This window comes from Bifidobacterium primatium (genome assembly GCF_002802875.1).
GTDB lineage: Bacteria > Actinomycetota > Actinomycetes > Actinomycetales > Bifidobacteriaceae > Galliscardovia > Galliscardovia primatium.
This window is the reverse complement of record NZ_PEBI01000001.1, coordinates 272,639-298,611: the sequence shown is the minus strand read 5'-3', so window position 1 is coordinate 298,611 and position 25,973 is coordinate 272,639. Positions and strand designations below refer to the sequence as shown.

The window sequence follows — 25,973 nt, the reverse complement described above, 5'->3', positions numbered from 1 at the left end:
GAGTATTTGGGGGAGTGGACATGCCGCAACGCCACCGCTGGGTGACGGACGAACCGGAGATTCCGTTCGACTTCGACGTGCTCTACGAGGACGAGCGCATCATCGTCATCGACAAACCGCATTTCCTGCCCACCACGCCGCGCGGCATGTGGTATCGGTCCACGGCGCTGATTCGATTGCGCGAGCGTCTGGGGGAGCCGCAGATCACGCCGGCGCACCGATTGGACCGCGACACCGCTGGCGTGGTGGTGTTCGTGCGCGAGCCCTCCGCCCGTGGCGCCTACCAGATGCTGTTTCAGGAGCATCGGACGACGAAGACCTACGAATGCCTGGCTCCGGCGCAGCCGATCTCGCGGCCGCGATACGGCACCATCGAACGGCTGGAGCCTCCGCGTGTGTTTCCGTTGCGGCGGCGCTCGCGCATCGTCAAGGACCGCGGCATCCTGCAGGCATATGAGGAACCGGGGGCGGTCAACGCCGAGACGGTGATCGAGCTGGAGTCGATGGAGGAGCGCGGCATCCGGAACGATGAGAGGGTCGGGGACCGTCGCGGACTGTTCCGCGCATACACGTTGCATCCGCGTACCGGCAAGACGCATCAACTGCGTGTGCATATGAACTCACTGGAGCTGCCCATTCTCGGCGACCCCATGTATCCGCACGTCATCGACCGCGCCTACGACGATTTTTCGAACCCGCTGCAGCTCGTGGCCCGCACGCTCGAGTTCATCGACCCCTACACCGGAGATACACGTCGATTCGACTCGCGAGTGCCATTGAGGGAGCCGAGTGCGGTGCCGCGACCTATGCCAGCCGAATGAACGGTCGGAAAACTCTGGACGTAAAAAGTACTACGTTTAATCGCAATGGTATACTTTTACCAGCGCGATAACCGTGCCCATGGCGGCCGCGAGGCCGCCCGAACGTTCTATCGAAAGGCAATGATGAGCGAAGCACAAGCCAATATCGGTGTTGTAGGTCTTGCGGCGATGGGAGCGAGCCTGGCTCGCAACCTCGCGCACAAGGGCAACACGGTCGCCGTCTACAACCGTCACTACTCCCGCACCGAAACGCTGATCGACAAGCATGGCGACGAAGGCAAGTTCGTCCCCGCGAAGACGCTGGAGGAGTTCGTCGCATCGCTGACCAAGCCGCGCACGGCCATCATCATGGTCAAGGCCGGCGAGCCCACCGACGACATGATCAACGCCCTCGCCGACCTCATGGAGCCGGGCGACATCATCGTCGACTGCGGCAACGCCTACTACAAGGACACCATGCGTCGCGAGAAGGCCATCCGCGCCCGCGGCCTGCACTTCGTCGGCTGCGGCGTCTCCGGCGGCGAGGAAGGCGCCCTCAAGGGCCCGTCCATGATGCCCGGCGGCACCAAGGAATCCTGGAAGACCCTCGGCCCGATTCTCGAAAGCATCTCCGCCAAGGCCGAAGGCGAGCCGTGCGTCACGCACATCGGCTCCGACGGCGCCGGCCACTTCGTGAAGATGGTGCACAACGGCATCGAATACTCCGACATGCAGCTCATCGCCGAAAGCTACGACCTCATGCGTCGCGGCCTGGGCATGGAGCCGGCCGAGATCGGCGACCTGTTCGAGGAGTGGAACAAGACCGAGCTGAACTCCTACCTCATCGAGATCACCGCCGAGGTGCTCCACCACGTGGACAAGAAGACCGGCAAGCCGTTCATCGACGTGGTGCTCGACCACGCCGGCATGAAGGGCACCGGAACCTGGACCGTGCAGACCGCCCTGTCGCTGGGCGTGCCGGTGACGGGCATCGCCGAGGCCGTGTTCGCCCGCGGTCTCTCCTCCCAGACCGAGCTGCGAGCCGAGGCCGCCAAGCAGGGTCTTGAGGGCCCGTCCGAGGTCGTGCCGATGCCGCTTGAGGAGCGTCAGGCGTTCATCAACGACATCCGCGAGGCGCTGTATGCCTCCAAGATCGTGGCCTACGCGCAGGGCTTCAACGAGATCTCCGAGGCCGCCAAGGAATACGGCTGGGACATCGACCTCGCCGCCGTGGCGCGCATCTGGCGTGGCGGCTGCATCATCCGCGCCCAGTTCCTCAACCGCATCTCCGAGGCGTTCGAATCCGGCGAGGCCAATGTGTCGCTGCTGTTCGCCCCGTACTTCAAGGATGCCGTCGAGACCGTGCAGCGTTCGTGGCGTCGCGTGATCTCCCGCGCCATCAGCTTCGGCATCCCGATGCCGGTGTTCTCCAGCTCCCTGGCCTACTACGACGGCCTGCGCTCCAAGCGCCTGCCCGCCGCCCTGATCCAGGGCCAGCGCGACCTCTTCGGCGCCCACACCTACCAGCGCGTCGACGAGCCCGGCGTCTTCCACACTCTGTGGACTGAGGAAGGCCAGGAGGAAATCAAGCAGTCCTGATGCTGATCTCCGATTGCCGCTGATACGGAAAAAGGAGGTGCATCCCCGATGCGGGGATGCACCTCCTTTCGTGTTTCCGGCATTATGGGTCCGTATGGTCCGTATGGTCCGTGCCGGACTTCGTTTTTACAGGTTCGCGGCGGCGTCCCTGTCGAGCAGCCACAGCGTCTCCTTGTCGCCGCCGGCGAAGGAGCTCGGCACATGCGGGTTGTTGTAGCCGGACAGCGCCTTGCTCACGGCCTCGGCCTTGCGCGGCGTGGAGGCGAACACCCATACGCGGCGGCAACGGCGGATGAACGGCACGGTGAGGCTGATACGCATCGGCGGCAGCTTCGGGGAGTCGGTGATGCCGATCACGCGGGTCTTCTTGTCGTGGCTGCGCAGGGCCGGATGGTTCGGGAACAACGAGGCGAAGTGGCCGTCGGGGCCGACGCCGAACAGGGCGATGTCGAACGCCTGCTTCTTGCCCAGCGCCTTGACGATCTCATGCTCGTACGCCTTGGCGGCCTTGTTCACGGCGTCGTAGTTCTCCACGTCGGTGGCGTTGGCGCGTTCCTCCTCGGAACGGGTGTCGGCCGGCATCTCGTGGATGTGCGATTCGGGCATCTGGCCGTTTTCCACCAGTTTGCCGAACCATGCCTCGCGGGCCTGCAGCGCGTTGCGGTCGGGATCGTCGGCGGGGACGAACCGTTCGTCGCCCCACCACAGGTGCACGCGGCTCCAGTCCACGGCCGCCGACAGCGGGCTTTCGGCCACGGTGCGCAGCATCGCGATGCCGTCGGTGCCGCCGGTCAGCGCCACGTCCACGCGCTGGCGCTTGGCCAGCCGGTCCGAAAGCTTCAGCAGGAACCGCGAGGTCAGCGCTTCGCGCAGCACGTCGGCGGTCGGGTAGATGATGACTTTCCTATCGATCATTGCCATGATGTCTCCTCCAAAAATCCGCCGCGCCGTTGTCATATCGTCGTCCATTTGCGGCGGTCATATTCGATTGGTTGTCAGACTAGCGCATCCTCGTTGCGCGCCAGGTGGTTTTTCTTGCTTTGTGACATGACATCCACGCGAATGTCATATGGATTTCAGATTGGAACGGCACCGGCGCCTGGACGACAAAGGCGGCGTGACGTCGATTCCGACGCCGCGCCGCCATTCGTTTCGGGGATGCGGTGATGTCAGGTCACTCGTGCTCGACGAGTTCCCAGCCGCGCTGGATGACCTCGGCGTAGATCTCGTCGGGGTCGAGACGGCGCAGCTCCTCGCTCAGGCAGTCGCCGAGCGTGCGGATCGGCACGGTCACGTTCTGCGGCGACTGGCCGGGCTGGGAGATGATGGCCGCGTCCTCGGCGGCGCGTTCGATGCTCAGCACGCCGTCCTCGCGGGTGAAGTACACGCCGGAGATGGCGGTGAGGTCGTCGGAGCGCTCGACGGTGACGGGAACGTTGTGCAGGCTCCAGGCGAGCCAGGAGGCCAGCAGTTCCAGCGGCAGGTCGTGCGTCGGGCCGGTGAGCTTCACCGACTTGATGGGCAGATACGGTGGCTGGTCGAGCATGGAGACGAGCAGTGCTCGCCAGATGGTCAGACGGGTCCACGACATGTCGACGTCCTGCGGGCTGTAGTGGGCGCGCAGCGCGGTGAACGCGGCCTCGGGATTAGGGGCGCGGGTGGCGTCGGTGATGCGGCTGCGTGCCATGCGTCCGATGGCGTTGACGGACGGGTTCTCCGGCGCCTTGGTGGGCCACCAGGCCACGACCGGCGCGTCGGGCACCAGCAGCGGGATGACCAGGGTGTCGAGATGACGGATGAGCTCATCCGCCGGCTTGAGCACGATGATCTCGCCGGCGCCGGCGTCCGCGCCGAAGCGGATCTGCGCGTCGAGCGTGGAGCCCTCCTCGGCGTCCGCCGGACGGGCGTGCTTTACGATCACGATGACGCGGCAGGGGTGCTCGCGGCTGGCGGCGTTGGCCGTCTCCAGCGAGTTCTCCAGTTCCTCGGTGTAGGTCTCCACCAGCAGTGTGAGCACACGGCTCTGCGCGGCTTCGCCGCGTTCCTCGTGCAGCTCCTCGATCTTGCGGGAGATCGCCGAGGTGGTGGTGTTGGGCAGGTCGAAAATCATGGCATCCTCCAATGGTGTCCGTCGCGGGCGAGCATGTCGTCGGCTTCCTTCGGTCCCCATGTGCCGGCGCGGTAGGGGGAGGGCTGGCCGAGCGTGCTCCAGAACTCCTCGATCGGGTCGAGGATCTCCCAGGAAAGCTCGACCTCCTTGGTGGTCGGGAACAGCGGCGGGTCGCCGAGCAGCACGTCGAGGATCAGTCGCTCGTAGGCCTCGGGGGAGGCCTCGGTGAAGGAGCTGCCGTAGCTGAAGTCCATGCTCACGTCGCGCACCTCCATGGCGGTGCCCGGCACCTTCGCGCCGAATCGAAGGGTCACGCCCTCGTCGGGCTGCACGCGGATGACCACGGCGTTGGCGCCGAGCTCTCGGGTGGCGGTGGTCTCGAACGGCAGGTGCGGGGCGCGCTTGAACTGCACGGCGATCTCGGTGACTCGCTTGCCGAGGCGCTTGCCGGTGCGCAGGTAGAACGGCACGCCGGCCCAGCGTCGGGTGTCGACGTCGAGGCGGATGGCCGCGTAGGTCTCCGTGGTGGAATCGGGATTGATGCCGTGCTCGTCAAGGTATCCGATCACCTTTTCGGAGCCCTGCCAGCCTTCGGCGTACTGGCCGCGGGCGGTGTGCAGGCCGAGGTTCTTCGGCAGATGCACGGCGGAGAGCACCTTGGTCTTCTCGGCGCGCAGGTCGCTGGCGGCGAAGGAGACCGGCTCCTCCATGGCGGTGAGGGCCATGAGCTGCAGCAGGTGGTTCTGGATCACGTCGCGTGCGGCGCCGATGCCGTCGTAGTAACCGGCACGGCCGCCGATGCCAAGGTCCTCGGCCATGGTGATCTGCACGTGGCTCACATAGTTGGCGTTCCAGACCGGCTCGAACATCATGTTGGCAAAGCGCAGGGCCAGCAGGTTCTGCACGGTCTCCTTGCCGAGGTAGTGGTCGATGCGGAACACCGATTCGGGGCTGAACACCTCGCCGACCACGCGGTCGAGCTCCTTGGCGCTCTTGAGGTCGTGGCCGAACGGCTTCTCGATGATCACGCGGCGCCAGGCGCCTTCGGAGGAGTGGGAGAGACCGGACGCGGCAAGCTGCTTGGAGACGACGGGGAAGTCGCGCGGCGGCACGGCCATGTAGAACGCGTGGTTGCCTCGGGTGCCGCGGTCGCGGTCGAGCTCGGAGACGGTGTCGCTCAGACGGGTGAACGCCTCGGAATCGTGGAATTCGCCTTGCACGAAGCGGATGGAGTCGCGCAGATGGCCCCAGGTGGTTTCGTTGAACGGGGTGCGGCAGTGGGCGCGCACCTGCTCCTCGGCGTAGTTGGCGAACTCCTCGTTGCTCCACGGACGGCGGCCGAAGCCGACCAGGCCGAATCCGGCGGGCAGCAGGCCTCGGTTGGCGAGGTCGTAGACGGCGGGCAGCAGCTTGCGTTTCGCAAGGTCGCCGGTGACGCCGAAGATCACCAGCGAGCATGGTCCGGCGACGCGTGGCAGGCGCAGGTCGCGCGAATCACGCAACGGATTGGAATACGCTGCCGTATTCCCCACAGTATTCCCCATGTGCAGCTCCTTTGGTGTTGATAGTGCGCATCAGTCTACAGATACGATATCGGCTTGCGTCATTTCTTGCCTGTGTTTTCCTGAAGGGAAAAGTTATGACGGGTTATCGAATCCGATGGATCGCGGCGGCCCGTCATGCGCCGGACATTATGGTAAACGCTTACCGTTTGTCTTTATCATAGGATTCGCCGGTATGCTTGGCAAGTCGATGACGACGTGATGCGTGATGCGCGGATCAATGGCTATATTGAGAGGCTTCCCCGGTCATGCGGGGCATGGGCCGGGGAAGCCATGGAATCGGGCGGAGGCCTAGGCGATCTGGCCGTGCTTCTCGTAGTTGGTCACGCGTGTGGCGTGGTTCTTCCCGTCGACGAACACGACCTTCGGCTTGTGGTCCTTTGCCTCTGCGGCGTCCATCTGGCAGTAGCACATGATGATGGCGGTGTCGCCGGGATCGAAGAAGTGCGCCGCGGCGCCGTTGAGGCAGATGATGCCGCTGCCGGGCTCGCCGGCGATGGTGTAGGTCTCGAGACGCTGGCCGTTGTTCACGTTCACGACGGCGACCTTCTCGTATTCGAGGATGCCGGCGGCGTCGAGCAGTTCGGAGTCGACGGTGATGGAGCCGACATAGTCGAGCCGCGCCTCGGTGACGGTGACGCGGTGGATCTTGCCCTTGAGCATGGTGAGCTGCATGAGTGTTTTTCCTTGATGAATTGAATGAGATGAATTGGGTGCTGACGTGGGGGTCAACTCCCCTCAGTCTGCTTCGCAGACAGCTCCCCTCAATCATGAGGGGAGCCAATATGGTGAGGGGAGCTGGTGGACTCAGTGGAGTTCGGGGTAGAAGAAGTTGTCGATGAGGCGGGTCTTGCCGATGCGCACGGCGATGGCGACGAGCACGGGCTGGTCGAGCGTGGCGACGGGGTGCACGTTCTCGAGGTCCACCACCTCGACATATTCCGGGTCGGCGAGCGGCTCGGTGGCCAGCACCTCGCGCACCTTGGCCTTGATGGCCTCGGCGCTCTTCTCGCCCGACTCGGCCAGCTCGCGGCCGGCCTCCAGCGCCTTGTGCAGAATCGGCGCGGCGGCGCGCTGCTCGGCGTTCAGATACGTGTTGCGCGAGCTCTTGGCCAGGCCGTCGGCCTCGCGGATGATGGGGCAGCCGATGATCTCGATGTCGAAGTTGAGGTCGCGCACCATGCGCTTGATGACCAGCAGCTGCTGCGCGTCCTTCTGGCCGAAGTAGGCGCGGTTCGGCGTCACGATGTTGAACAGCTTGGCGACCACCGTGCACACGCCGCCGAAGTGCACCGGACGGCTCTTGCCGCACAGCTCCTCGGTGATCGTGGCCATGGTGATGGCGGTGGTGCGGTTCGGGTAGTACATCTCCTCGGGGGACGGGTTGAACAGCAGGTTCGCGCCGGCGCCGGAGACGAGCTTCGAGTCGCGGTCGAGGTCGCGCGGATAGGCCTCGAGGTCCTCGTTCGGCCCGAACTGCACGGGGTTGACGAAGTCGGAGACGACCACACGGTCGTTGTCGGCCACGGCACGCTCGATAAGGCTCCTGTGGCCCTCGTGCAGGAAGCCCATGGTCGGCACAAGACCGACGGACAGGCCCTGGGCCTTCCAGGCCTTGACCTGCTCACGCACCTCGGCGATGGTGTGGACGACGGCGAATTCACTGGTTTCAGTCATGATGATTACCTCTTATGGTGTGGATATTGGGTGTTACGTTTACTTTTGCGGTTTCCATGCGCCCGACTCTGATGAGGGCGGCACGGCGGAGGCACGATGGAGGAAGAGGGGCGCCCGATGGCGTGTGCTACTTGAGTTGGTCGATGATCGACTCATCCATCGCGAAGCCCTCCTTGGCGTTGTCGGGGAAGGCTCCGGACTTGACGTCCCTGATGTAGCTGCCGAACGCCTCGCGCATCTGCGTGCCGATCTCGGCGTAGTGACGCACGAACTTCGGCTTCATCTCGCCGTACATGTCGAGCAGGTCCTGGTAGACGAGGATCTGTCCGTCGGTCACGTCGCCCGCGCCGATGCCGATGGTCGGGATGGAAAGCTCCTCGGTGATCTTCCTGGCGAGCGGCGTGGGAATGCCCTCGAGCACCACGGCGAAGGCGCCGGCGTCCTCGATGGCGCGTGCGTCGTCGAGGATCTGCTGCGCGGTCTTGACGTTCTTGCCCTGCACCTTGAAGCCGCCGAACGCGTTCACCGACTGCGGGGTGAGGCCCAGATGCGCCATCACGGGGATGGACGCGGTCACGATGGCCTTGATCTGGTCGTGGAACGCCACGCCGCCCTCGAGCTTGACGGCCTGGGCGCCGCCCTCCTTGACGAGTCGGCCCGCGTTCTCCACGGCCTGGTCCACGGTGTGGTAGGCCATGAACGGCAGGTCCACCACCACGAGCGCGTTCTTCGCGCCGCGCGTCACGCACTTGGCGTGATGGATCATGTCCTCCATCGTCACCGGCAGGGTGGAGTCGTAGCCGAGCATGACCATGCCCAGCGAATCGCCGACGAGGATGCCGTCGATGCCGGATTCGTCGAGCAGCCTGGCCGTCGTGTAGTCGTAGGCGGTGAGCATCGAAAGCTTCTCGCCGCTCTCTTTGGCCGCACGGAACGTTACCGCAGTGTGCTTCATTGTTGGTTGTCCTTTCGTTGGTCGCGGTCGGCTTGGCCGATCCACGCCTGATTTACTTGTTATTCGGTTATGGGTGAAAGTATCGTTCGCAGCCCGTCGTAATCGCGATTGGGGTTCTTCGCGGCGGCGATGTCCAGCAGCGCCCGGGACAGCGGTCGGTATACGGCCAGCGCATCGTTCGACAGGGCCTTGAGATGGGCCTCGATGGTGCCGGTGTCCGCCCGCTCGACGGGGCCGGTCAGCGCCGCCTTCGCGCCGCGTTCGCAGAACGAGTCCGCGTTATGCCGGATCATCGACGACAGCGTATTGCGGGCGTCCGTTTCCGTGAACCCGCAGGAGCGCAGCGTCTCCACCGCCTGGTTCCACAGGGCGATGGGCAGGTTGCTCGCCATGACCGCCGCCGCATGGTAGCGCGTCTTGCTGTCGGCGTCAATCGTCCGGTTCGGATTGCCAAGAGACGTGAGCAATTGCGACATCGCCTCGGCCACCCGCGCGTCGCCCTCCAGCGCGAAGAACGCGCCGTCGAGCTGGTCGCGGCCGTCGGCGGGGAATCGCTCGCTCACCGCCTGCATCGGATGCATCGAGAACGCGGAGACACCGGCCTCGTCACTGCCGTCGAACACCCGGGACGACAGGCATCCGCTGCAATGGCCGATGGCCATGCCGCTGACGGCGTCGTCCGGCAGCGCTCGCAGGTCGTGCCATACGCCGGCGATGGCGTCGTCCGGCGTGGTGACGATGAGCATGTCGCTCAGTTCCACGGCCGACATCAGCGACGAGAACGCGGCGGCCGCGGCGGCGTCGGAATCGGCCGCCGCTTCACGAGCGGCCGCGTTCAACGCGTCGGCCGCGGTCTGCGACGACGCCATCGAACGGCTGTAGTAGCCGCTGACGGTGACGGTCGCCGAACCGCTCAGATGCGTGCCCAGCGCGCATCCCACCTTGCCGGCCCCGATGAATCCGATCCTCATGCTGTCTGTACCTTTCCTTCAACTCCCCTCAGACCGACTTTGTCGGCCAGCTCCCCTCATTCATGAGGGGAGCCAGGGGGGACGACCTCTGTTCGGCTCCCCTCAATCTTGAGGGGAGCCGTCATGCGCGAGCATGACTGAGGGGAGTTGAATCCTCATGACCGGCGGGCCTTTCCGCGCGTGCCCTGCTTTTTGAGACGCGCGTAGATGATGGCCAGGCCCTTGAAGATGAGCTGGCGGTCGTAGACGTCGATGGAGTCGGTGGCGTTGTACAGCACGCGTCCGAGCCCGCCGGTCGCCACGACCTTGAAATCATGGCCGATCTCCTTGCGGAACTGGGCGATCGTGTACTCCACACCACCGAGATACTGGTAGTAGATGCCGGCCTGCATGGCGGTCTTCGTGTTCGTCGCCAGAATCGTCTCCGGCTGCTCGATCTCGATTTCCGGCAGCTGGGCCGTATGGCTCCACAGCGAGTTCGCGCTGGTCTCCAATCCCACGCCGATCACGCCGGCGCTGAACGTGCCGTTCTCGTCCACGTAGTCGTAGGTCGTGGCCGTGCCGAAATCGATGACCAGCACCGGACCGCCATACAGGTAGTAGGCGCCGGCGCAGTCCGCGATGCGGTCCGCTCCCACGGTCTTCGGGTCGTCCAGCCGCAGATTGATGCCGCAGCGGATGCCCGGCCCGATGATGATGGGATCGAGGTCGAGGAACTTCTTGATGCTCGAACGGAACGCGTACATGACCTTCGGCACCACGGAGGAGATGATGACGTCATCGACCTCCTCGGGGCGGATATGCGACATCGTCATGAACGTCGAGAGCATCATCGCGTATTCGTCGCTGGTTCGACGGGTCTTCGTCGTCAGACGATACGTGCCGATGATGTCGTCGCCGTCGATGAATCCGATGACGATGTTCGTGTTGCCGATGTCCACGGCGATCAGCATGGTCTTCCTCTCTTCAATCTTCCCTGGTTCTTCTCTTCGTATGGTCCATGGCCCTCGTATGGGTCGCGTGCCGGTCAGGCCGCCTGCGGCACGCCCGCCTTGCGCAGCGCGGCGAGCCGGCCGAGGATCAGCCTCGCCAGGTCGGTCTTCGGCATCTGACCGATGCGCTCGATGTCGGCGATGCTGTGGTCGTGCTCCACGTCGTCGGGCGGGGTAAGGATCGTCACCACGTTCGTATCGGTGGCGAATCCGGCGCCGGGGTCGCGCAGGTTGTTGGCCACCAGCATGTCGCAGTGCTTCTCGGCAAGCTTCTTCGCCGCGTTCTCCACCAGATGCTCGGTCTCCATCGCGAAGCCGCACAGCACCTGCGAGCCGTCATCGCGCTTGTGCTCGCCCGCCCATGCGAGGATATCGGGATTCGAGACGAGCTCCAGCGTGAGCGTGGTGCGGCCGTGCTTCTTGATCTTCTGCGGGCTGGCGGTCTCGGCGCGGAAATCGCCGACCGCGGCGGCCATCACCGTCACGTCGGTGGCGGCGAAGCGCTCGCTGACGGCGGCGAACATATCGCGCGCGGTCGTCACATCCACCACGTCCACGCCTTCGGGGGGCTCGAGGCTCACGGGGCCGGAGACCAGCGTCACATGCGCTCCCATGTCACGGGCGGCGGCGGCGAGGGCGTAGCCCATCTTGCCGGTGGAATGGTTGGTCAGGTATCGCACCGGGTCGAGCGGCTCCTGCGTGGGGCCGGCGGTCACCAGCACATTCAGACCCTTGAGCGGCTGATCGGCGTGGTCATCGCCGGTCGCGGCCGGAACAGGCGTCGTCGCATTGGTGGCGGCGTCGTTTTCGGCGAGCAGCGCGTCGATGGCCTTCTCGATGTCCTCCGGCTCGGCGAGACGTCCCTTGCCGACGTCCTGGCAGGCCAGCAGACCCGACGTGGGGTCGACGAAACGGAAGCCGAGCTCACGGCATTCGGCGATGTTGCGCTGCGTGGCCGGGTTCTCGTACATATGCACGTTCATCGCTGGGCACACCAGCTTCGGGCAGGTGGCGGCGAGCGTCGTGCTCGTCAGATAGTCGTCGGCGATGCCGGACGCGAACTTCGCGATGACGTTCGCCGTGGCCGGCGCGATGACCACGACATCGGCCCACTTGGCGTCCTCGATATGGCTGACGCCCACGCGGGCCTCGCCGAACTCGTCGGTATAGGTGGCGTATTCGGCGGCCGGGAACATGGCCGTGCGCGTGGCGGTGTGCGTGAGGGAGTCGAAGGTGACGGGGCCCACGAACCTCGTGGCCGAGGCCGTCATCATCACACGGACCTCATGGCCATGCTTGGTGAGGTTCGATGCCAGCTGGCACGCCTTGAACGCGGCGATGGAACCGGTGACGCCCAGAAGAATATGACGCGGACGGGTGCCGCTGCTGTGATTGGCGCTCATTACGCTGCCTCCATACGATACGGCGAGATCACCCTACGGTGGGCCGCCAGTTCGTCAGTCTCTGCGGGAAGTCCCCGTCAAAGCCGATACAAGTCTAATAAGCGAAGACCTGCCGTCGCCAGTTCATGCCAACAATTGCCGATGTAATCTTCCTCACACCCGACGTCCGCGTCATCCCCGTGATGCGCGACTGCATGTGACCGTGAACAACTTTCCCGCAAACGCTGGCAACCGATGACGCCTTCCAACCGCAGCGATATACAGTGATGATTACCTTCCGGCAGAGGCGCTTTCGGAGGGAAAAGCAACATTATTCGGTTTCGTTTCTCGGTATTCACAATGATGGTGGCGGATTCGGAATCGGTGAAAGGACGGAAACATGGGCGTTTATGTCATCACAGGCGCGTCGAGCGGCATCGGTGCCAAGACCGCGGAGATTCTGAAGAAGCACGGCCATGAGGTCGTCAACATCGATTTGAAGGACGGCGACATCAGCGCGAACCTCGCCACCAAGGAAGGCCGCCAGTTCGCGCTCAACGCGCTGCACGAGCAGTACCCCGACGGCATCGATGGCATGATCTGCAATGCCGGCGTCGCCGGAGGCCGTGCGCCGATCCCGTTGATCGTATCCCTGAACTACTTCGGCGCCACCGTGATGGCCGAAGGCGTGTTCGACCTGCTGAAGAAGAAGCACGGCAGCTGCACCGTGACCTCCTCCAACTCCATCGCCCACGGCGACGCCCGCATGGACGTCGTCGGTATGCTCAACAACAACCCCGACGAGGCGCGCATCGTCAACCTGGTCAAGGACTACGACCCCGCCGGCGGCCATGCCTTCTACGCGGCCACCAAGTACGCGCTCGCCCGCTGGGCCCGCCGCATGAGCGCCCAGTGGGGCGCCTCCGGAGTGCGCCTCAACGCGGTGGCCCCCGGCAACGTGCGCACCGCCATGACCGACAATCTCCTGCCCGAGCAGCGCGTGGCCATGGAGGCCATCCAGGTGCCCACCCACTATGGCGACGAACCGCTCATGGACCCGGAGGAGGTGGCCAACGTGATCGCCTTCGTCGCGTCCCCCGAGGCTCGCGGCCTCAACGGCGTGGTGCTCTTCGCCGACGGCGGCACCGACGCCCTGCTGCACTCCGAGAAGGTCTACTAAAGACCGGTCCCGCGCATTCGCGCATCACGATTCGTTAAGCTTTCCAGACAGGAGCACACACCGTTATGATCATCGACGATTACATCAAGGCGCTGCAGAACAAGGACTACGAGGCTCTTTCCGCCTGCTTCGCCGAACGCAGCCGCATGTTCGACTACTGCCCGTCGCTGGTGGGGCGTGAGAACACGTTCCTCTTCGGCGACAAGGCCATCGACATGTACTTCCACAACCAGTTCGTCATCGGCGGATTCTCCGTGGAGGATCCGCATGTGGTGAACAGCCGCACCGTCAACTTCTATGCCAACTACGCCGGCACCATCATCCACGCGCTGGCGCAGATCGAGAACGTGGACGACTCCGGCAAGATCCAGGAGCTCGTCATCCGCCCGGCGTAGGACTCCGAGGGCCGATATGCATTTCGTGACACACTCAAGGCCGTTCGGCCGGGAGGCTTCGCCTCCCAAGCTTACGGTCATGAAATGCATATCGGCCCTCTCTCGTTAGGGTGCGATCGCGAGACGCATGCCATCCTTCACGAAGACTTTTCGGCTCCCCTCATGATTGAGGGGAGCTGGCCGCCGTAGGCGGTCTGAGGGGAGTTGAATGACCTCGCTATGTGCGCTTCCGTGCGTTATACTCGTTTAGTAAATTGTTTACTAAACGATGTGTATTGGAGCTGAGGCATGGTCACCATCAAGGAAATCGCCAAACAGGCGGGATACTCCACGGCCACGGTGTCCCGACTGCTCAACGGCGACCCGACGCTGTCGATCAAAGAGGAGACGCGGCGCCGCATCATCCAGGTGAGCGAGGAACTCGGCTATGCAACGCAATCCAAGCGCATCGCGCTGCCCCGCGAAGTGGCCGTGCTCGACGTCATCGACCCCGGAGACCACCTGCAGGACGCCTACTTCAACGAGCTGCGCGAGGTGTTGCGTAACAGTGCCGCGCAACACCACATGAACCTGACGTTCATCACCGAGGTGAGGCAACTCATCGACGAAGGCGAACACTATGACGGGTTCATCGCCATCGGCGCCGAAGTCATCGACAACGACGATCTGCGTCGTCTTCATGCCGTGCTGCCATATGGCGTGTTCATCGACACGAATCCGGCCCCGAGCCTGTTCGACTCCGTACGGCCCGACCTTTCCCAGACGGTTCTCGATGCCTTGGACGAATGCGTCGCCGCCGGCATGACGCGCATCGGATACATCGGCGGCACCGGCCGCATCATGGGCATGCACGAATATCCGGAGGATCTGCGCCTGTTCGCCTTCCGTAACTGGACCCAACGGCTGAAGCTTCGCACCGACGGTCTCGTCTACATCGATGGGCCGTTCAACGTGGAAAGCGGCCAGCGGCTTGGCGAACGCATCATCGAGGAACGGCACGGCAATATGCCCGACGTGTTCATCGTGGCGGCGGACGTCATCGCCGTCGGCGTGCTGCAGGCGTTCAACGCGGCCGGCGTGCTGGTGCCGCGTGACGTAAGCCTCATCAGCATCAACAACCAGCCGATTTCGCAATACACCTCACCGGCGTTGAGCACCTACGCCATCGACCAGCACGAACTCGTGCGCACCGCGATCGACACGCTCGCCGACGCCATCGCCAGCAAACGCACGGTGCGGCACCACCTGCTGCTCTCCACCACGCTCGTCGAACGCGGCAGTTTCGTACGCGGCGAGCGGTGAGCGTGCTCGGCTCCCCTCGTTGAGGGGAGCCGTTGGCGTAGCCGACTGAGGGGAGGGGCGGGCTACGGGGACGAGCGTTCAACTCCCCTCAGACCGCCTACGGCGGCCAGCTCCCCTCAATCATGAGGGGAGCCAGGGGGTGCTACAGCAACTCGATGGTCACATCGAGTGTGAGCGGCTTGGCGGCGTCGAGCTGGAACTGCTGGTGCACGGGCGCGCCCCATGAGTCGTCGCCGCCGACGCCCATCTGGGCGGCGAGCAGCCGTAGGAACGTGTGACGCGGTGCGGGCAGTTCGTCCTGATGGCGCGCCTCCTCGAGCATCAGCGTGGAGTAGGGGAGCAGACTGACACAGAACGTGTCGGCGCTCGCGCGGCTCACCCTCATGCCATGGCCATGCTCGTCGGTGACCTCCAACCAACGCACGTCCTCATGGTTGCCGGTCTCCTGCGGCACCAGATACGGTGCCATGGACCCGGCCGCCGTGGTCTCATAGACACCCAGCTTGCCGCCGGCCTTGCGGTCGAGATACGTTTCATCGGGCCCGAGGCCATAGAACCGAAGATTCGCATACTGTGCGGGCAGCATCCACTCCAGGCCGAACGCCGGCAGGGTCGGTGCATCCACGCCGCCGGGGTAGGAGGCGGTCAGATGCACGCGGCCGGTGGCGTCCACCTCATAGCGCACGGTCACGCGGGTGCGGTTCGGCTCCGCCAGTTCGTATGCGTATTCGGCGGCGATGCCATGCTCCGACGTCTCGAACCTCGTATCGGCCACGCGGGCGTAACGCCCCGCGCCGAACCACTGCGCGCGGTCGAATCCGCTGCCGTTGCCGCGGTCGTTGTCTGTCAACGGACGGAACGTGACGATGTCCGGCCGGCGGATGACCATCTCGCGGCCGTCCCGGCGCAACGACACCATGCCGCCCTGCGTACGGGAGAGCAGCACCTCGAAATCATTGCCGTACATCGTGCCGCTGCCATGAATGCCAAGGTTCCAACGGCCGTCGACGATCTCCACATCGCCGGAACGCAACTCATCAGTCGCTCCGTCATCCGTTGCCGCGGCCGGCTCCACGGTCACTGTATGCTGGCCGAACGTCAGCTCGTAGCCGGCCTTGGCCCACGCGGTCGCATGACGCAGCCGCTGGTCGACCTCATACGTCACCTCCACGCTGCCACCGGCCGCATCGGCATAATCGGAGGCATCGGGGAACGCAATATCGAATCGGCAGGTCTCGCCGGGAAGCACGGTGAAATCATAGTCGGCACTCCATTGCTCGACGCCATCCACCAGCAGACGGGCCGTGAACACGTAACCGGAGGTGTCGATGAACAGGTTCCCGTTCGTGAGCGTCACGCCCGAATCATCCGGCCCGATCTTCACGTTCGCATACAGCTGCTTGACCTCCTGCGCCTTGGGGGAGACGGTGCGGTCGGCGAACACGATGCCGTCGCCGGAGAACTCATAGTCGTGCGGCCGGTCGTCCCAGTCGCCGCCGTAGGTGAGCCGCTCCGTGCCGTCGCCGAGCCGCTGCCACAGTGCCTGGTCGATGTAGTCCCAGATGAATCCGCCCTGATAGTGCGGATAGCGTTCCAACGCCGTATACAGCTGCATGCCGCCGACGGAATTGCCCATCGCATGCATGTATTCGCAGGAGATATACGGCTTCTTCGGGTCGTTCGTAAGATACTCCTCGATTTCGGCCGGCTTGGCGTACATACGGCTTTCGATGTCGGAGGCGGCATCGAAACCGCGGTTCCAATACACGCCCTCGTAATGCACCGGTCGCACCCCGTCGAGTTCATGCACCAGGTCGTGCATGGCCTGGAACACCTCGCCGGCATACGATTCGTTGCCCAACGACCAGATGACCACGCTCGGATGGTTGAAGTCACGGCACGTCATCGAATTCACGCGGTCGAGGCACGCACCCTCCCACTCGGGCCTGTTCCCCGGAATATTGGTCTCGGGCGTCACCTGATCGCCGGGGGCGGACCAGGTGCCATGCGTCTCGATGTTCGTCTCATCGATGAGATAGATGCCGTATTCGTCGCACAGCTCGTACCAGCGGCTCTGATTCGGATAGTGCGACGTGCGTACGGCGTTGAGATTATGCCGCTTGAGGAAGCGGATGTCCCACAGCATGTCCTCCTCGGTGACGGCACGGCCGCGACGGGCGTCGAACTCGTGACGGTCCACGCCCTTGAACACGATGCGCTTGCCGTTGAGCTTCATGATGCCGCCGTCGATGGCGAACCGGCGGAAGCCGATGCGGGTCCGCGACACCTCGATGACGTCGTCGACAGTATTGTTCAACGGGCCGTTCAACGTGACGGTGAGCGTATACAGCTTCGGGTCCTCGGCGCTCCACGGTGCGACCTCGCCCACGCCGTCCTTGATATGCAGCGCGCCGTCGACGATGTCGTCGGCGCTGAATTCGCGGCTCCAGACGATGCCGGTGTTGTCGTCGACGATTTCGACGATGCCGGCGTCGACCGCCGTGGCGTTGTCGATTCGTGCGATGACGTCGATCGAGCCCGTTTTCGTCGTATGGTCGTAATCGGCCACGGCACGCAGATCGGTCACATGGGCCTCAGGCCAGGCCGTAAGTCCCACGCTGCGGAACAGGCCGTGCAGACGCCAGAAATCCTGGTCCTCCAGCCAGCTGGCGCTCGCATATTCGTAGCAGGCCACCGCCAGCACGTTGTGCCCTTCTTGAATCGCATCGGAGACATCGAACTCGCTGGGGGTGAACGAATCCTCGGCATAGCCGACGAACGTGCCGTTCAGCCACACGTAGATTGCGGTCTGCGCGCCCTGGAACGTCAGCGTCACCGTGCGACGTCCGCGAATCGCCGCGGAGACCTCGGGGCCGGCCGTGAATTCACGGCGATACAGCGCCACATGGTTGTGTTCCGGGATGTCGGGGGCCGTAGGGTGCTCATGTCCGTCCCACGGGTACTGGATGTTCACGTACTTCGGCGGCAGATATCCGGCCGTCTCCAGATGGCCCGGCACTGCGATGGCGCCGAAGGCGGCGTCGTTACTGTCGGTGTTGCCGAAATCGGCGGCTGCGAAGTCGGGGGAGCCTGAGACGTCGAACGGCGTCGTCGCGGTGTCGATGACGTTCACACGCCATTCGCCGTCAAGGCTCTGCTTCAGCGTTTCGGATTCATTTGGCACAGGCCTGTGGTCGAAGAAGCGATGGTCGGAGTGGGCGGTCATGCGGTTGACCGCAAACACCTGCGGGTCGGTAAGCCATGCGGCCGACGCCTCCGTGGCCTGATTAATGACGATGCGTTGCTGCAGATCATCGCCGGTCTGGGTGGTGGATTCCGTGGTGCTCATGATTGTCGCCTTCCTGATGCTCATCGCGTCATTGCCAATGATAATCGCATTAAGTAATGCAATTGATAAGAGTTAGTAAATCTCTTTACTAAAAGAGTAGCGTGAACTGCTGAAAACTGCAACTGGATGATGTTGATAATTAACGGCTGTGGATATTGTTGGCCCCTGTATTGAGAAGCCTTCGTATTTAAAAACGTTGAAATTATTGATATTTATGGCAGTGTATGCAATCTCGGGCATCTGTTTTCGACACGCCGAAATTTACTGAAATAGGTAATGAATTTTACTTTTCATTGGTAATGAAATACACTTCATGACTGTCAGGTCAATGACTGACCTCAAAGCAGCGCAATCCCCGCATCATGCAGCATGACGTTCTCGCCATGACATCCAACGAAAAGAGCAATCATGGAACAGGCAACCCAACCGCAAACGAATCAACCCAAGCCTGAACAATCCAAGCCCGCGCAACCAACGTCGACGCCATCCAAGGCGCGGGTCATCGGCCGACGCATCTGCTATGCGGTCGGCAACCTCGGCCAGGCCGCGTTCTACAACGTATTGAGCACCTACTTCGTCGTCTATGTGACCAGCACTATGTTCGCCGGCGTCGACAAGGCTCTCGCCGCCAGGCTCATCGGCATCATCACCGGCCTCATCGTCGTCATCCGCATCGCCGAGATCTTCCTTGACCCGCTGCTCGGCAACCTCATCGACAACACCACCACGCGGTTCGGCCGCTTCCGCCCATGGCAGGTCATCGGCGGCTGCGTCTCCGCGCTGCTGCTCGCCCTCGTCTACACGGGCCTGTTCGGTCTCGTCAACGTGAGCGAGACATGGTTCATCGTGCTGTTCGTCGTCGTATTCGTCGTGCTCGACGTGCTCTACTCGCTGCGCGACATCTCCTACTGGGGCATGATTCCCGCCCTCTCCGAGGATTCGCACGAACGCAGCGTCTACACCGCGCTCGGCTCGTTCACCGGTTCCATCGGCTACAACGGCATCACCGTCGTCGTCATCCCCATCGTCACCTATTTCAGCTACGTATTCACCGGCTCCCATGCCGAAAGCCAGGCCGGCTGGACCTCCTTCGGCATCATCGTGGCCCTGCTCGGCATCATCACCGCGCTCACCGTGGCGTTCGGCACCAAGGAGAACGAAAGCGCCCTGCGTTCCAAGGCCCAGAAGAACGGCAGCCCGCTGCAGGCGTTCGCCGCACTCGCCAAGAACGACCAGCTGCTGTGGGTGGCGCTGAGCTACCTGCTCTATGCCATCGCCAACGTGGCCACCACCGGCGTGCTGCTCTACCTGTTCAAGTTCGTGCTCGGTCAGCCGGCCGCGTTCTCCATCGCCGGCGTCATCCCCATCATCACCGGACTCATCGCCGCGCCGCTCTACCCGGTCCTCAACCGCTACATCCCCCGACGCTACCTGTACATCGCCGGCATGGTGTTCATGATCGCCGGCTATGTGATGTTCATCATCGGCGCGCAGAACCTCACGATGGTCATCATCGCGCTCGTGCTGTTCTACATCCCCGGCACGTTCATCCAGATGACCGCCATCCTCTCGCTCACCGACTCCATCGAGTACGGCCAGCTCAAGACGGGCCGACGCAACGAGGCCGTGACCCTCTCCGTGCGCCCGATGCTCGACAAGATCGCCGGAGCGTTCTCCAACGGCATCGTCGGATTCATCGCCGTGGCCGCCGGCATGGTCGGCACCGCCACCGCCGCCGACATGACCGCCGCCAACATCCGAACCTTCAAGATGTTCGCCTTCTACACGCCGCTCGCGCTCATCGTTGCCAGCCTCCTCGTCTTCGTCTTCACCGTGAAGATCGACGAAAAAATGCACGCGCGAATCGTCAAGGAACTCGAAGCCAAGCTCGAGTCCGGCGAGATCGCGAACGAGGATGAATCGACGGACGGCGCCGCATAATCCGTCCAAATGCATCGTCGTCCATGGGAATTCCGCCGCTGTTGATGGACGACGATGTAAAAACCGCGAAAATGCATCGTCGTCCATCATGATTCGGAATTCGATTCCCTGAAAACCGCATGATTCCAACGATGATGATTTTCGATTCATGAATTTGCGATGGACGGCGGCGCATATCGGCGAAAATGCGGCGTCGTCCATGAGAATCGGATGGTTTTTCATGGACGACGGCGATTTTTCGGGAAAATGCGCTGCCGTCCATCGGGTACCGACAACCACCGGCCATCTGGTGCATGTCCCACGCAAAGACGGCGAAAAACAGCAGACGAACCGCGCCGGCGGGGTCGGAACACGATGTTTCGACACGCCGGCGCGTTTGCGTGTGCTACTGTTTGAGCCATGACGTTCATTTCCTGTTGTTGTCGCTAGCCGCCGCCCCGAGGCACGAAGCATCCGCGCATTGGTCGCGCGAATCGTGCGGGCGCTGGTCAGTGACGCATAACTGGAAATAGGACGATTCTTCTTCCTGGAATCCCAAACGCAAATCCTCACGGTCCTGTCATATCCGATTGACGGACGGTTTCGACGGAAACGGCGAAAAACCATACGGATCCGGCAATCTCGAACAGGCTAACGGATTTATCTATAACGACACCACGGGATTCACGGGAAATCACAACCGAACGGAAACCGGCATCCGGTATCGTCTCATTCCAGTACCGCATTGCACCAGCGCCGAAGGGGCGGCGGCTGGCCACGAACGCAACGCAACGAACGCAAGCAGTACTTGGAACCCAGCACTTCGAAGGGATATGAGACATGACCATCGCCAACTCCATCACCGAACTCGTCGGCAACACCCCGCTCGTCAAGCTCAACCGCGTGACCGAAGGCGTCGACGCCACCATCGCGGTCAAGGTGGAATACATGAACCCTGGCGGCTCATCCAAGGACCGCATAGCCGCGCGCATCATCGACGCGGCCGAGAAAGCCGGCCAGCTCAAGCCCGGCGGCACCATCGTCGAGCCGACCAGCGGCAACACCGGCGTCGGCCTCGCGCTCGTCGCCCAGCAGCGCGGCTACCACGCGATTTTCACCCTGCCCGACAAGGTCTCCGAAGACAAGCGCGCCGTACTGCGCGCCTACGGCGCCGAGGTCATCGTCACGCCCACCGACGCCGGCCCCGGCGACCCTAGGTCGTATTACGATGTCTCCGACCGTCTCGCCCGCGAGATCCCCGGCGCGTTCAAGCCCAACCAGTACGACAACCCCAACGGCCCGCTGAGCCACTACTACACCACCGGTCCGGAGATCTGGGAACAGACCGACCACACGGTCACGCACTACGTGGCCGGCATCGGCACCGGCGGCACCATCTCAGGCGCAGGCAAGTACCTCAAGGAGGTCTCCGACGGGGCCGTGACCGTGGTCGGCTCCGACCCGGAAGGCTCCATCTACTCGGCCTCCAGCCCCGACGAGGTCCACCAGTACAAGATCGAAGGCGTGGGCGAGGACTTCTATCCCAAGGCCTACGACCCGAGCGTGGTCGACGAGGTCGTGAAGGTCAACGACGCCGAGGCGTTCGAGATGACCCGCCGTCTCGCCGCCGAAGAAGGGCTGCTCGTCGGCGGCTCCTCCGGCATGGCGGTCGTCTCCGCGATCAAGTACGCCAAGGAGCACAAGCTCGGCAAGGACGCGGTCGTCGTGGTGCTGCTGCCCGACTCGGGACGCAGCTACCTCGGCAAGATATTCAACGACCAGTGGATGATCGACAACGGCTTCGAGGACGTCGTCAAGCGCACCTCCCGCCCCAGCTCCATCCCCGAATCCTCTTCCTCCCAGGACTGACGGTGAAGGAACAGAGCATGACCGCCGTGTTATCCCATGAACGATGTAGCCGCTGAGACGTGTCCGACTCCCCTCAGTCCGCTACGCGGACAGCTCCCCTCAAAGAGGGGAGCCGGGAAGCTGACCTAGGGAGGACGATGTCTGTTCCGCGACCGTAAGCTAACGAAGGTGTCTGCTAGGCTTCGCCAAGCAGACGCCGGAGTGGCGGCCGAACGGCCTTGAGTGTGTCGCGGAATGGACATCGTCCGACCGGCACACTTGGCTGACATCACGCAAACCGTAAACAGCAAAATAGATAACCAACCGCAACTACAGATATAAAGGAAACATTCCCCATGACCATCGACTTCACCGCCACCCAGCTCGCCACCCGCGCCATCCACGCCGGCCAGGAGCCCGACGCCACCACCGGCGCCGTCGTCCCGCCGCTGTACCTGACGTCCACGTACAAGCAGGATGGCGTCGGCAACCTGCGTCAGGGCTACGACTACACGCGCTCCGGCAACCCGACCCGCGACTCGTTCGACACCCAGCTCGCCGCCATCGAGGGCGGCAAGTACGCGCTCGCGTTCTCCTCGGGCCTCGCCGCCATCGACGTGCTGCTGCGCTCCACCCTGAAGCCCGGCGACCGCATCCTGCTCGGCGACGACGTGTACGGCGGCACCTACCGACTGCTGAGCAAGGTGTTCGTGCCGTGGGGCGTCGGCCTCGACGTGGTCGACATCTCGAACGTCGACGCCGTCAAGGAGGCGCTGGCCGCCAACGACTACGCCTACATCTGGGTGGAGACCCCGTCGAACCCGATGCTGCGCATCACCGATGTGGAGGCCGTCTCCGCGCTCGCCCACGAGCACGGCACCAAGGTGGTCGTCGACAACACGTTCGCCTCGCCGGTGCTCCAGCATCCGCTCGAACTCGGCGCCGACCACGTGGTCTACTCCACCACGAAGTACATCGGCGGCCACTCCGACGTGGTCGGCGGCGCCATCGTGACCAACGACGAGGAGACCCGCGACGCCGTGGCCTTCCTGCAGAACTCCGCCGGCGCCGTGCCCGCCCCGTTCGACTCCTGGCTGCAGACCCGAGGACTGAAGACCCTCGAACTGCGCGTGAAGCGCCACAGCGCCAACGCGCTCGCCGTGGCCGAGCACCTCGTCGGCCTGCCCGAGGTGGAGAAGGTGCTGTACCCGGGTCTCGAATCGCATCCGGGCCACGACATCGCCGCCCGTCAGATGCACGGCGGCTTCGGCGGCGTGGTCTCCGTGCAGCTCGCCGCAGGACGTGACGCGGCGCTGAGGTTCGCCGAATCCACCGAGATCTTCACGCTGGCCGAATCGCTGGGCGGCGTGGAGTCGCTGATCGAGCACCCGGCCGCCATGACCCACGCCTCCGTGGCCGGCACCACGCTGCAGGTGCCCGACAACCTCATCCGTCTTTCCGTGGGCATCGAGAACGTCGACGACCTCATCGCCGACCTCGACCAGGCCCTCGAGCGCACGAAGTAGGGGTCTATCGTGCATCCCCGCACGGTTGCTCACTGTTTTCCGCCGCGACACGCCGATGGTGGCGTCGGTTCATGGCGGAAAACAGTGAGCAACCGAGATTGCGGCGGATTTGGTGAGTAACCGAATGCGCCTATGTCGCGTCGCGCCGTCAGCCGCTATCCCAGCACCTTGGTGCGCCTGAGATTGGCCTCCGATTTGGCGGTGAGCCGCATGAGCGGGCGGCGCAGCACCAGGCCGAGCACCAGCATCGGCAGTATGAACGCCGCCAGACGGCCCATGGCAATCCAGTAGTCGTTCCGGTAGACGCCGAAGGCGGCGGCACGGAACATGTCGATGGCGTGCGTGGCCGGCAGGAACGGATGCACCGCTTGGAAGAAGTCCGGCAGCACCGCGACCGGGAACGAACCGCCCGCGCCGGTGATCTGCATCACCATGACGAGCACGCACAACGCCTTGCCGGGTGCGCCGAACGCCGCCGCCATCGTGTAGACGATGAACGCGAACGTCAGCGACGCCGTCCAGCCGCCCAGCATGAACAGCCACGGATTATCGCACTGCACGCGCAGATACACGAGCTCGCCCAGGCACATGACGGTGCTTTGCAGCAGCGCCAGAATCGCATAGATGCCGAAACGGCCGAGGAGCATCTCGCCGGGCGTCGGCCGCTCCAGCGTGGCCTTGCGCTCGCCCGACACCTGCACGAGTATGGCCAGCGACAGCAGCAACGCGCCCATCCACAATCCCAGCGTCGTATACATCGGCGCCATGGACGAACCGAAGTTGTCGGCCTTGTAGACCGCGTTGCGGTTGAGCCCGACCGGCGAGACCAGTGACGCGGCCAGGGCCTCGGGGTCGTCGCCCAGTATTCTGCGCACGGTCTTCAGGTCGCCGCCGTTCAGCGCCTTGGCGATTTTGCCGTGCAGGTCGCTGAGCTTGTTCGCCGAAGCGCGCAGGGATTTCGCCGTGGCGGCGATGCCCGTATGCGCGTCTGCCATGCTGGCGGCGATGGAATCCGCCGACCCGGAAAGTTCCGACGACATGGTCTCCAGCCGTGAGGTCGCCTCGACCGTCTCCCTGTACGCGTCCGATGCGGCCGACGACATGGCGGCGAGCTTCGCCTTGAGCCCCTTGTCGAAGTCGTCGCTCACCTGCGCCATGGTCTTGTGCGCCTCCTCGGCCTTGGTCTTGGCCTCCTCCCGCTTCCGGCCGCTGTCCGTCAGCCCCTTGTCGATGCCGTCGGCCGCGGAGTTCAGCGAATCGCGCACGGCGGTCTGCTTGGCGATCGCCTCGTCCATATTGCCGAGCAGCGATTGCTGCAGCCGTGTGCCTTCGTCGGTCGTGGGGGAGAGCGCCGCGAGTTTGCCGCGAAGATCCTGATATGCGCTGATCTGGTCGTCGATCTTCGTGGCCACATCACGCAGCTGCTTTGCCGAATCAGCGCCCTGCGTGCCCACGGCATCGAACGCCTTGTCGATGCTCGCCTCGGCACCCTGATAGCTGTTCGCACTGGCGTCGAGCGCGTCGCCGACCGTATCGGCCGAGGAATCCAGGGTGGCGGCGACCGTGCTCACGCCCTGCTTCGCCTGGTCGGTGGCCTTGCGCGCGTCCGCCGCGCTGCCGCCCGCCTTGCCCACAAGCCCCGCCGACGTGGCCACCAGCGTCTGTGCCGAATCCAGCATGTCGCCGTACTGGTCGAGATTATCGGCGGCGAGGTCGAGCTGTCTGGCCGTGCGGTCGATGTTCGCGTTGAGGTTGCCGATGAGCGTCTGCGCCGAATCGCTGTCCAACGATTCCGCGAGCTGCGAGGCGACGGTCAGCCCCACGCCGGAGATGGTGGTGTTGAACGTGTCGTTCACCTGCGCCGTCACCGCGTCGGCGCCCTGCCCGGTCACCTTCGGCGCCAGCGGGTTCTTCTTCTCGTTCGTGTAGTAGGCGATCTTCGCCTGCCTGGTATCGGTGGAGAAGAGCGTCATCATGTCGTGGCTGAACGACTTGGGGATCACCACGGCGGCATAGTATTCGCCGGATTCGGTGCCGTCGACGGCGTCCTGTTCGCCGGTGAACACCCAGTCGAGCTGGTCGTTGGCGCGCAGCGCCGAGACGACGTTCTCGCCCACGTTCACCTTCACCGGCACGAGGTCGCTGCGATAGCCTTCGTCGACGTTCGCCACGGCCACCTTGAGCTCGCCCGTGCTGCCGAACGGATCCCAGTTGGCGGTCACGTTGAACCACGCGAACAGCGAGGGCATGGCCACCAGGCCGATGACCAGGGTCACGGCCGTGACGTTCGACGTGATGCGTCGCACGTCACCGGCGATGATGCGTCCGATGTTTCTGGACTTCCGTGCGATCGTCGCCATCAGCGTTGTCATAATCGTCATAATCGTCGTTTTGGGTGCCGTCAT

At 63.8% G+C, this 25,973-nt stretch carries 19 protein-coding genes; 8 read left to right on the top strand and 11 right to left on the bottom strand.

Annotation, left to right across the window (positions count from 1 at the left end):
• Positions 1–20 precede the first annotated feature (20 nt).
• Together CS006_RS01130 and gndA are read left to right on the top strand one after the other, a co-directional pair.
• Complete coding sequence (locus CS006_RS01130; RefSeq protein ID WP_100510437.1) at positions 21–821, top strand: pseudouridine synthase; 801 nt, start codon at positions 21–23, stop codon at positions 819–821.
• 123 nt (positions 822–944) lie between these two features.
• Positions 945–2,399 (top strand): NADP-dependent phosphogluconate dehydrogenase, encoded by a 1,455-nt coding sequence (gndA, locus tag CS006_RS01125; RefSeq protein ID WP_100510436.1) that lies wholly within the window; start codon positions 945–947, stop codon positions 2,397–2,399.
• A 126-nt stretch (positions 2,400–2,525) separates the two neighbouring features.
• On the opposite strand, the gene pgl is transcribed toward gndA, so the two are convergent.
• From pgl to coaBC, 9 genes are all read right to left on the bottom strand, one after another.
• Positions 2,526–3,314, bottom strand: coding sequence for a 6-phosphogluconolactonase (gene pgl, locus CS006_RS01120; RefSeq protein WP_100509955.1), 789 nt, complete (start codon positions 3,312–3,314; stop codon positions 2,526–2,528).
• 259 nt (positions 3,315–3,573) lie between these two features.
• Positions 3,574–4,509 (bottom strand): glucose-6-phosphate dehydrogenase assembly protein OpcA, encoded by a 936-nt coding sequence (locus tag CS006_RS01115; RefSeq protein WP_100510435.1) that lies wholly within the window; start codon positions 4,507–4,509, stop codon positions 3,574–3,576.
• Entirely contained in the window at positions 4,506–6,053 is a 1,548-nt protein-coding gene (gene zwf / locus CS006_RS01110) for a glucose-6-phosphate dehydrogenase (RefSeq protein ID WP_100509954.1), read from the bottom strand. Before zwf ends, CS006_RS01115 begins: the two co-directional genes overlap by 4 nt.
• Before the next feature lie 309 nt (positions 6,054–6,362).
• Positions 6,363–6,746, bottom strand: coding sequence for an aspartate 1-decarboxylase (gene panD / locus CS006_RS01105; protein WP_100509953.1), 384 nt, complete (start codon positions 6,744–6,746; stop codon positions 6,363–6,365).
• A 132-nt stretch (positions 6,747–6,878) separates the two neighbouring features.
• Positions 6,879–7,748 carry a pantoate--beta-alanine ligase gene (gene panC, locus CS006_RS01100; RefSeq protein ID WP_100509952.1) on the bottom strand — a complete coding sequence of 290 codons (870 nt, stop codon included), beginning with the start codon at positions 7,746–7,748 and terminating at the stop codon, positions 6,879–6,881.
• Between the two features lie 127 nt (positions 7,749–7,875).
• Positions 7,876–8,703 (bottom strand): 3-methyl-2-oxobutanoate hydroxymethyltransferase, encoded by an 828-nt coding sequence (panB, locus tag CS006_RS01095; RefSeq protein ID WP_100509951.1) that lies wholly within the window; start codon positions 8,701–8,703, stop codon positions 7,876–7,878.
• A 59-nt stretch (positions 8,704–8,762) separates the two neighbouring features.
• Entirely contained in the window at positions 8,763–9,674 is a 912-nt protein-coding gene (locus tag CS006_RS01090) for a Rossmann-like and DUF2520 domain-containing protein (protein ID WP_100509950.1), read from the bottom strand.
• Positions 9,675–9,829: 155 nt separating this feature from the next.
• Complete coding sequence (locus tag CS006_RS01085) at positions 9,830–10,627, bottom strand: type III pantothenate kinase (protein ID WP_100509949.1); 798 nt, start codon at positions 10,625–10,627, stop codon at positions 9,830–9,832.
• Positions 10,628–10,701: 74 nt separating this feature from the next.
• Positions 10,702–12,069, bottom strand: coding sequence for a bifunctional phosphopantothenoylcysteine decarboxylase/phosphopantothenate--cysteine ligase CoaBC (gene coaBC, locus CS006_RS01080; protein ID WP_100509948.1), 1,368 nt, complete (start codon positions 12,067–12,069; stop codon positions 10,702–10,704).
• A 379-nt stretch (positions 12,070–12,448) separates the two neighbouring features.
• Between coaBC and CS006_RS01075 the strand changes: the two genes are divergently transcribed.
• The 3 genes from CS006_RS01075 to CS006_RS01065 all read left to right on the top strand — a co-directional run bounded on the left by CS006_RS01075 (position 12,449) and on the right by CS006_RS01065 (position 14,925).
• Positions 12,449–13,228: an SDR family oxidoreductase gene (locus CS006_RS01075; RefSeq protein ID WP_100509947.1), complete on the top strand. Its 780-nt coding sequence runs from the start codon at positions 12,449–12,451 to the stop codon at positions 13,226–13,228.
• Between the two features lie 65 nt (positions 13,229–13,293).
• The gene (locus CS006_RS01070; RefSeq protein ID WP_100509946.1) at positions 13,294–13,623 is read left to right on the top strand and encodes a hypothetical protein; all 330 of its coding nucleotides are present in this window, start codon (positions 13,294–13,296) and stop codon (positions 13,621–13,623) included.
• A gap of 288 nt (positions 13,624–13,911) precedes the next feature.
• Positions 13,912–14,925: a LacI family DNA-binding transcriptional regulator gene (locus CS006_RS01065; RefSeq protein WP_100509945.1), complete on the top strand. Its 1,014-nt coding sequence runs from the start codon at positions 13,912–13,914 to the stop codon at positions 14,923–14,925.
• Positions 14,926–15,067: 142 nt separating this feature from the next.
• Here the strand turns inward: CS006_RS01065 and lacZ are convergent, their stop codons facing one another.
• Positions 15,068–18,274, bottom strand: coding sequence for a beta-galactosidase, LacZ type (gene lacZ / locus CS006_RS01060; RefSeq protein ID WP_243386566.1), 3,207 nt, complete (start codon positions 18,272–18,274; stop codon positions 15,068–15,070).
• 408 nt (positions 18,275–18,682) lie between these two features.
• Here lacZ and CS006_RS01055 point away from each other — a divergent pair, with 408 nt between their 5' ends.
• The 3 genes from CS006_RS01055 to CS006_RS01045 all read left to right on the top strand — a co-directional run bounded on the left by CS006_RS01055 (position 18,683) and on the right by CS006_RS01045 (position 23,568).
• Positions 18,683–20,215, top strand: coding sequence for a glycoside-pentoside-hexuronide (GPH):cation symporter (locus tag CS006_RS01055; RefSeq protein ID WP_100509943.1), 1,533 nt, complete (start codon positions 18,683–18,685; stop codon positions 20,213–20,215).
• 819 nt (positions 20,216–21,034) lie between these two features.
• Positions 21,035–22,063, top strand: a complete 1,029-nt coding sequence (locus CS006_RS01050) for a pyridoxal-phosphate dependent enzyme (RefSeq protein WP_100509942.1) — start codon at positions 21,035–21,037, stop codon at positions 22,061–22,063.
• Positions 22,064–22,398: 335 nt separating this feature from the next.
• Positions 22,399–23,568 (top strand): cystathionine gamma-synthase, encoded by a 1,170-nt coding sequence (locus CS006_RS01045; protein WP_100509941.1) that lies wholly within the window; start codon positions 22,399–22,401, stop codon positions 23,566–23,568.
• A 155-nt stretch (positions 23,569–23,723) separates the two neighbouring features.
• On the opposite strand, the gene CS006_RS01040 is transcribed toward CS006_RS01045, so the two are convergent.
• Complete coding sequence (locus tag CS006_RS01040) at positions 23,724–25,973, bottom strand: YhgE/Pip domain-containing protein (protein WP_100509940.1); 2,250 nt, start codon at positions 25,971–25,973, stop codon at positions 23,724–23,726.

Bases quoted from the DNA above. Each gene is read 5' to 3' on its own strand.
- CS006_RS01130 (WP_100510437.1), top strand. From the start codon at position 21: ATGCCGCAACGCCACCGCTGGGTGACGGACGAACCGGAGATTCCGTTC.
- gndA (WP_100510436.1), top strand. From the start codon at position 945: ATGAGCGAAGCACAAGCCAATATCGGTGTTGTAGGTCTTGCGGCGATG.
- pgl (WP_100509955.1), bottom strand. From the start codon at position 3,314: ATGATCGATAGGAAAGTCATCATCTACCCGACCGCCGACGTGCTGCGC.
- CS006_RS01115 (WP_100510435.1), bottom strand. From the start codon at position 4,509: ATGATTTTCGACCTGCCCAACACCACCACCTCGGCGATCTCCCGCAAG.
- zwf (WP_100509954.1), bottom strand. From the start codon at position 6,053: ATGGGGAATACTGTGGGGAATACGGCAGCGTATTCCAATCCGTTGCGT.
- panD (WP_100509953.1), bottom strand. From the start codon at position 6,746: ATGCAGCTCACCATGCTCAAGGGCAAGATCCACCGCGTCACCGTCACC.
- panC (WP_100509952.1), bottom strand. From the start codon at position 7,748: ATGACTGAAACCAGTGAATTCGCCGTCGTCCACACCATCGCCGAGGTG.
- panB (WP_100509951.1), bottom strand. From the start codon at position 8,703: ATGAAGCACACTGCGGTAACGTTCCGTGCGGCCAAAGAGAGCGGCGAG.
- CS006_RS01090 (WP_100509950.1), bottom strand. From the start codon at position 9,674: ATGAGGATCGGATTCATCGGGGCCGGCAAGGTGGGATGCGCGCTGGGC.
- CS006_RS01085 (WP_100509949.1), bottom strand. From the start codon at position 10,627: ATGCTGATCGCCGTGGACATCGGCAACACGAACATCGTCATCGGATTC.
- coaBC (WP_100509948.1), bottom strand. From the start codon at position 12,069: ATGAGCGCCAATCACAGCAGCGGCACCCGTCCGCGTCATATTCTTCTG.
- CS006_RS01075 (WP_100509947.1), top strand. From the start codon at position 12,449: ATGGGCGTTTATGTCATCACAGGCGCGTCGAGCGGCATCGGTGCCAAG.
- CS006_RS01070 (WP_100509946.1), top strand. From the start codon at position 13,294: ATGATCATCGACGATTACATCAAGGCGCTGCAGAACAAGGACTACGAG.
- CS006_RS01065 (WP_100509945.1), top strand. From the start codon at position 13,912: ATGGTCACCATCAAGGAAATCGCCAAACAGGCGGGATACTCCACGGCC.
- lacZ (WP_243386566.1), bottom strand. From the start codon at position 18,274: ATGAGCACCACGGAATCCACCACCCAGACCGGCGATGATCTGCAGCAA.
- CS006_RS01055 (WP_100509943.1), top strand. From the start codon at position 18,683: ATGGAACAGGCAACCCAACCGCAAACGAATCAACCCAAGCCTGAACAA.
- CS006_RS01050 (WP_100509942.1), top strand. From the start codon at position 21,035: ATGACCATCGCCAACTCCATCACCGAACTCGTCGGCAACACCCCGCTC.
- CS006_RS01045 (WP_100509941.1), top strand. From the start codon at position 22,399: ATGACCATCGACTTCACCGCCACCCAGCTCGCCACCCGCGCCATCCAC.
- CS006_RS01040 (WP_100509940.1), bottom strand. From the start codon at position 25,973: ATGACGGCACCCAAAACGACGATTATGACGATTATGACAACGCTGATG.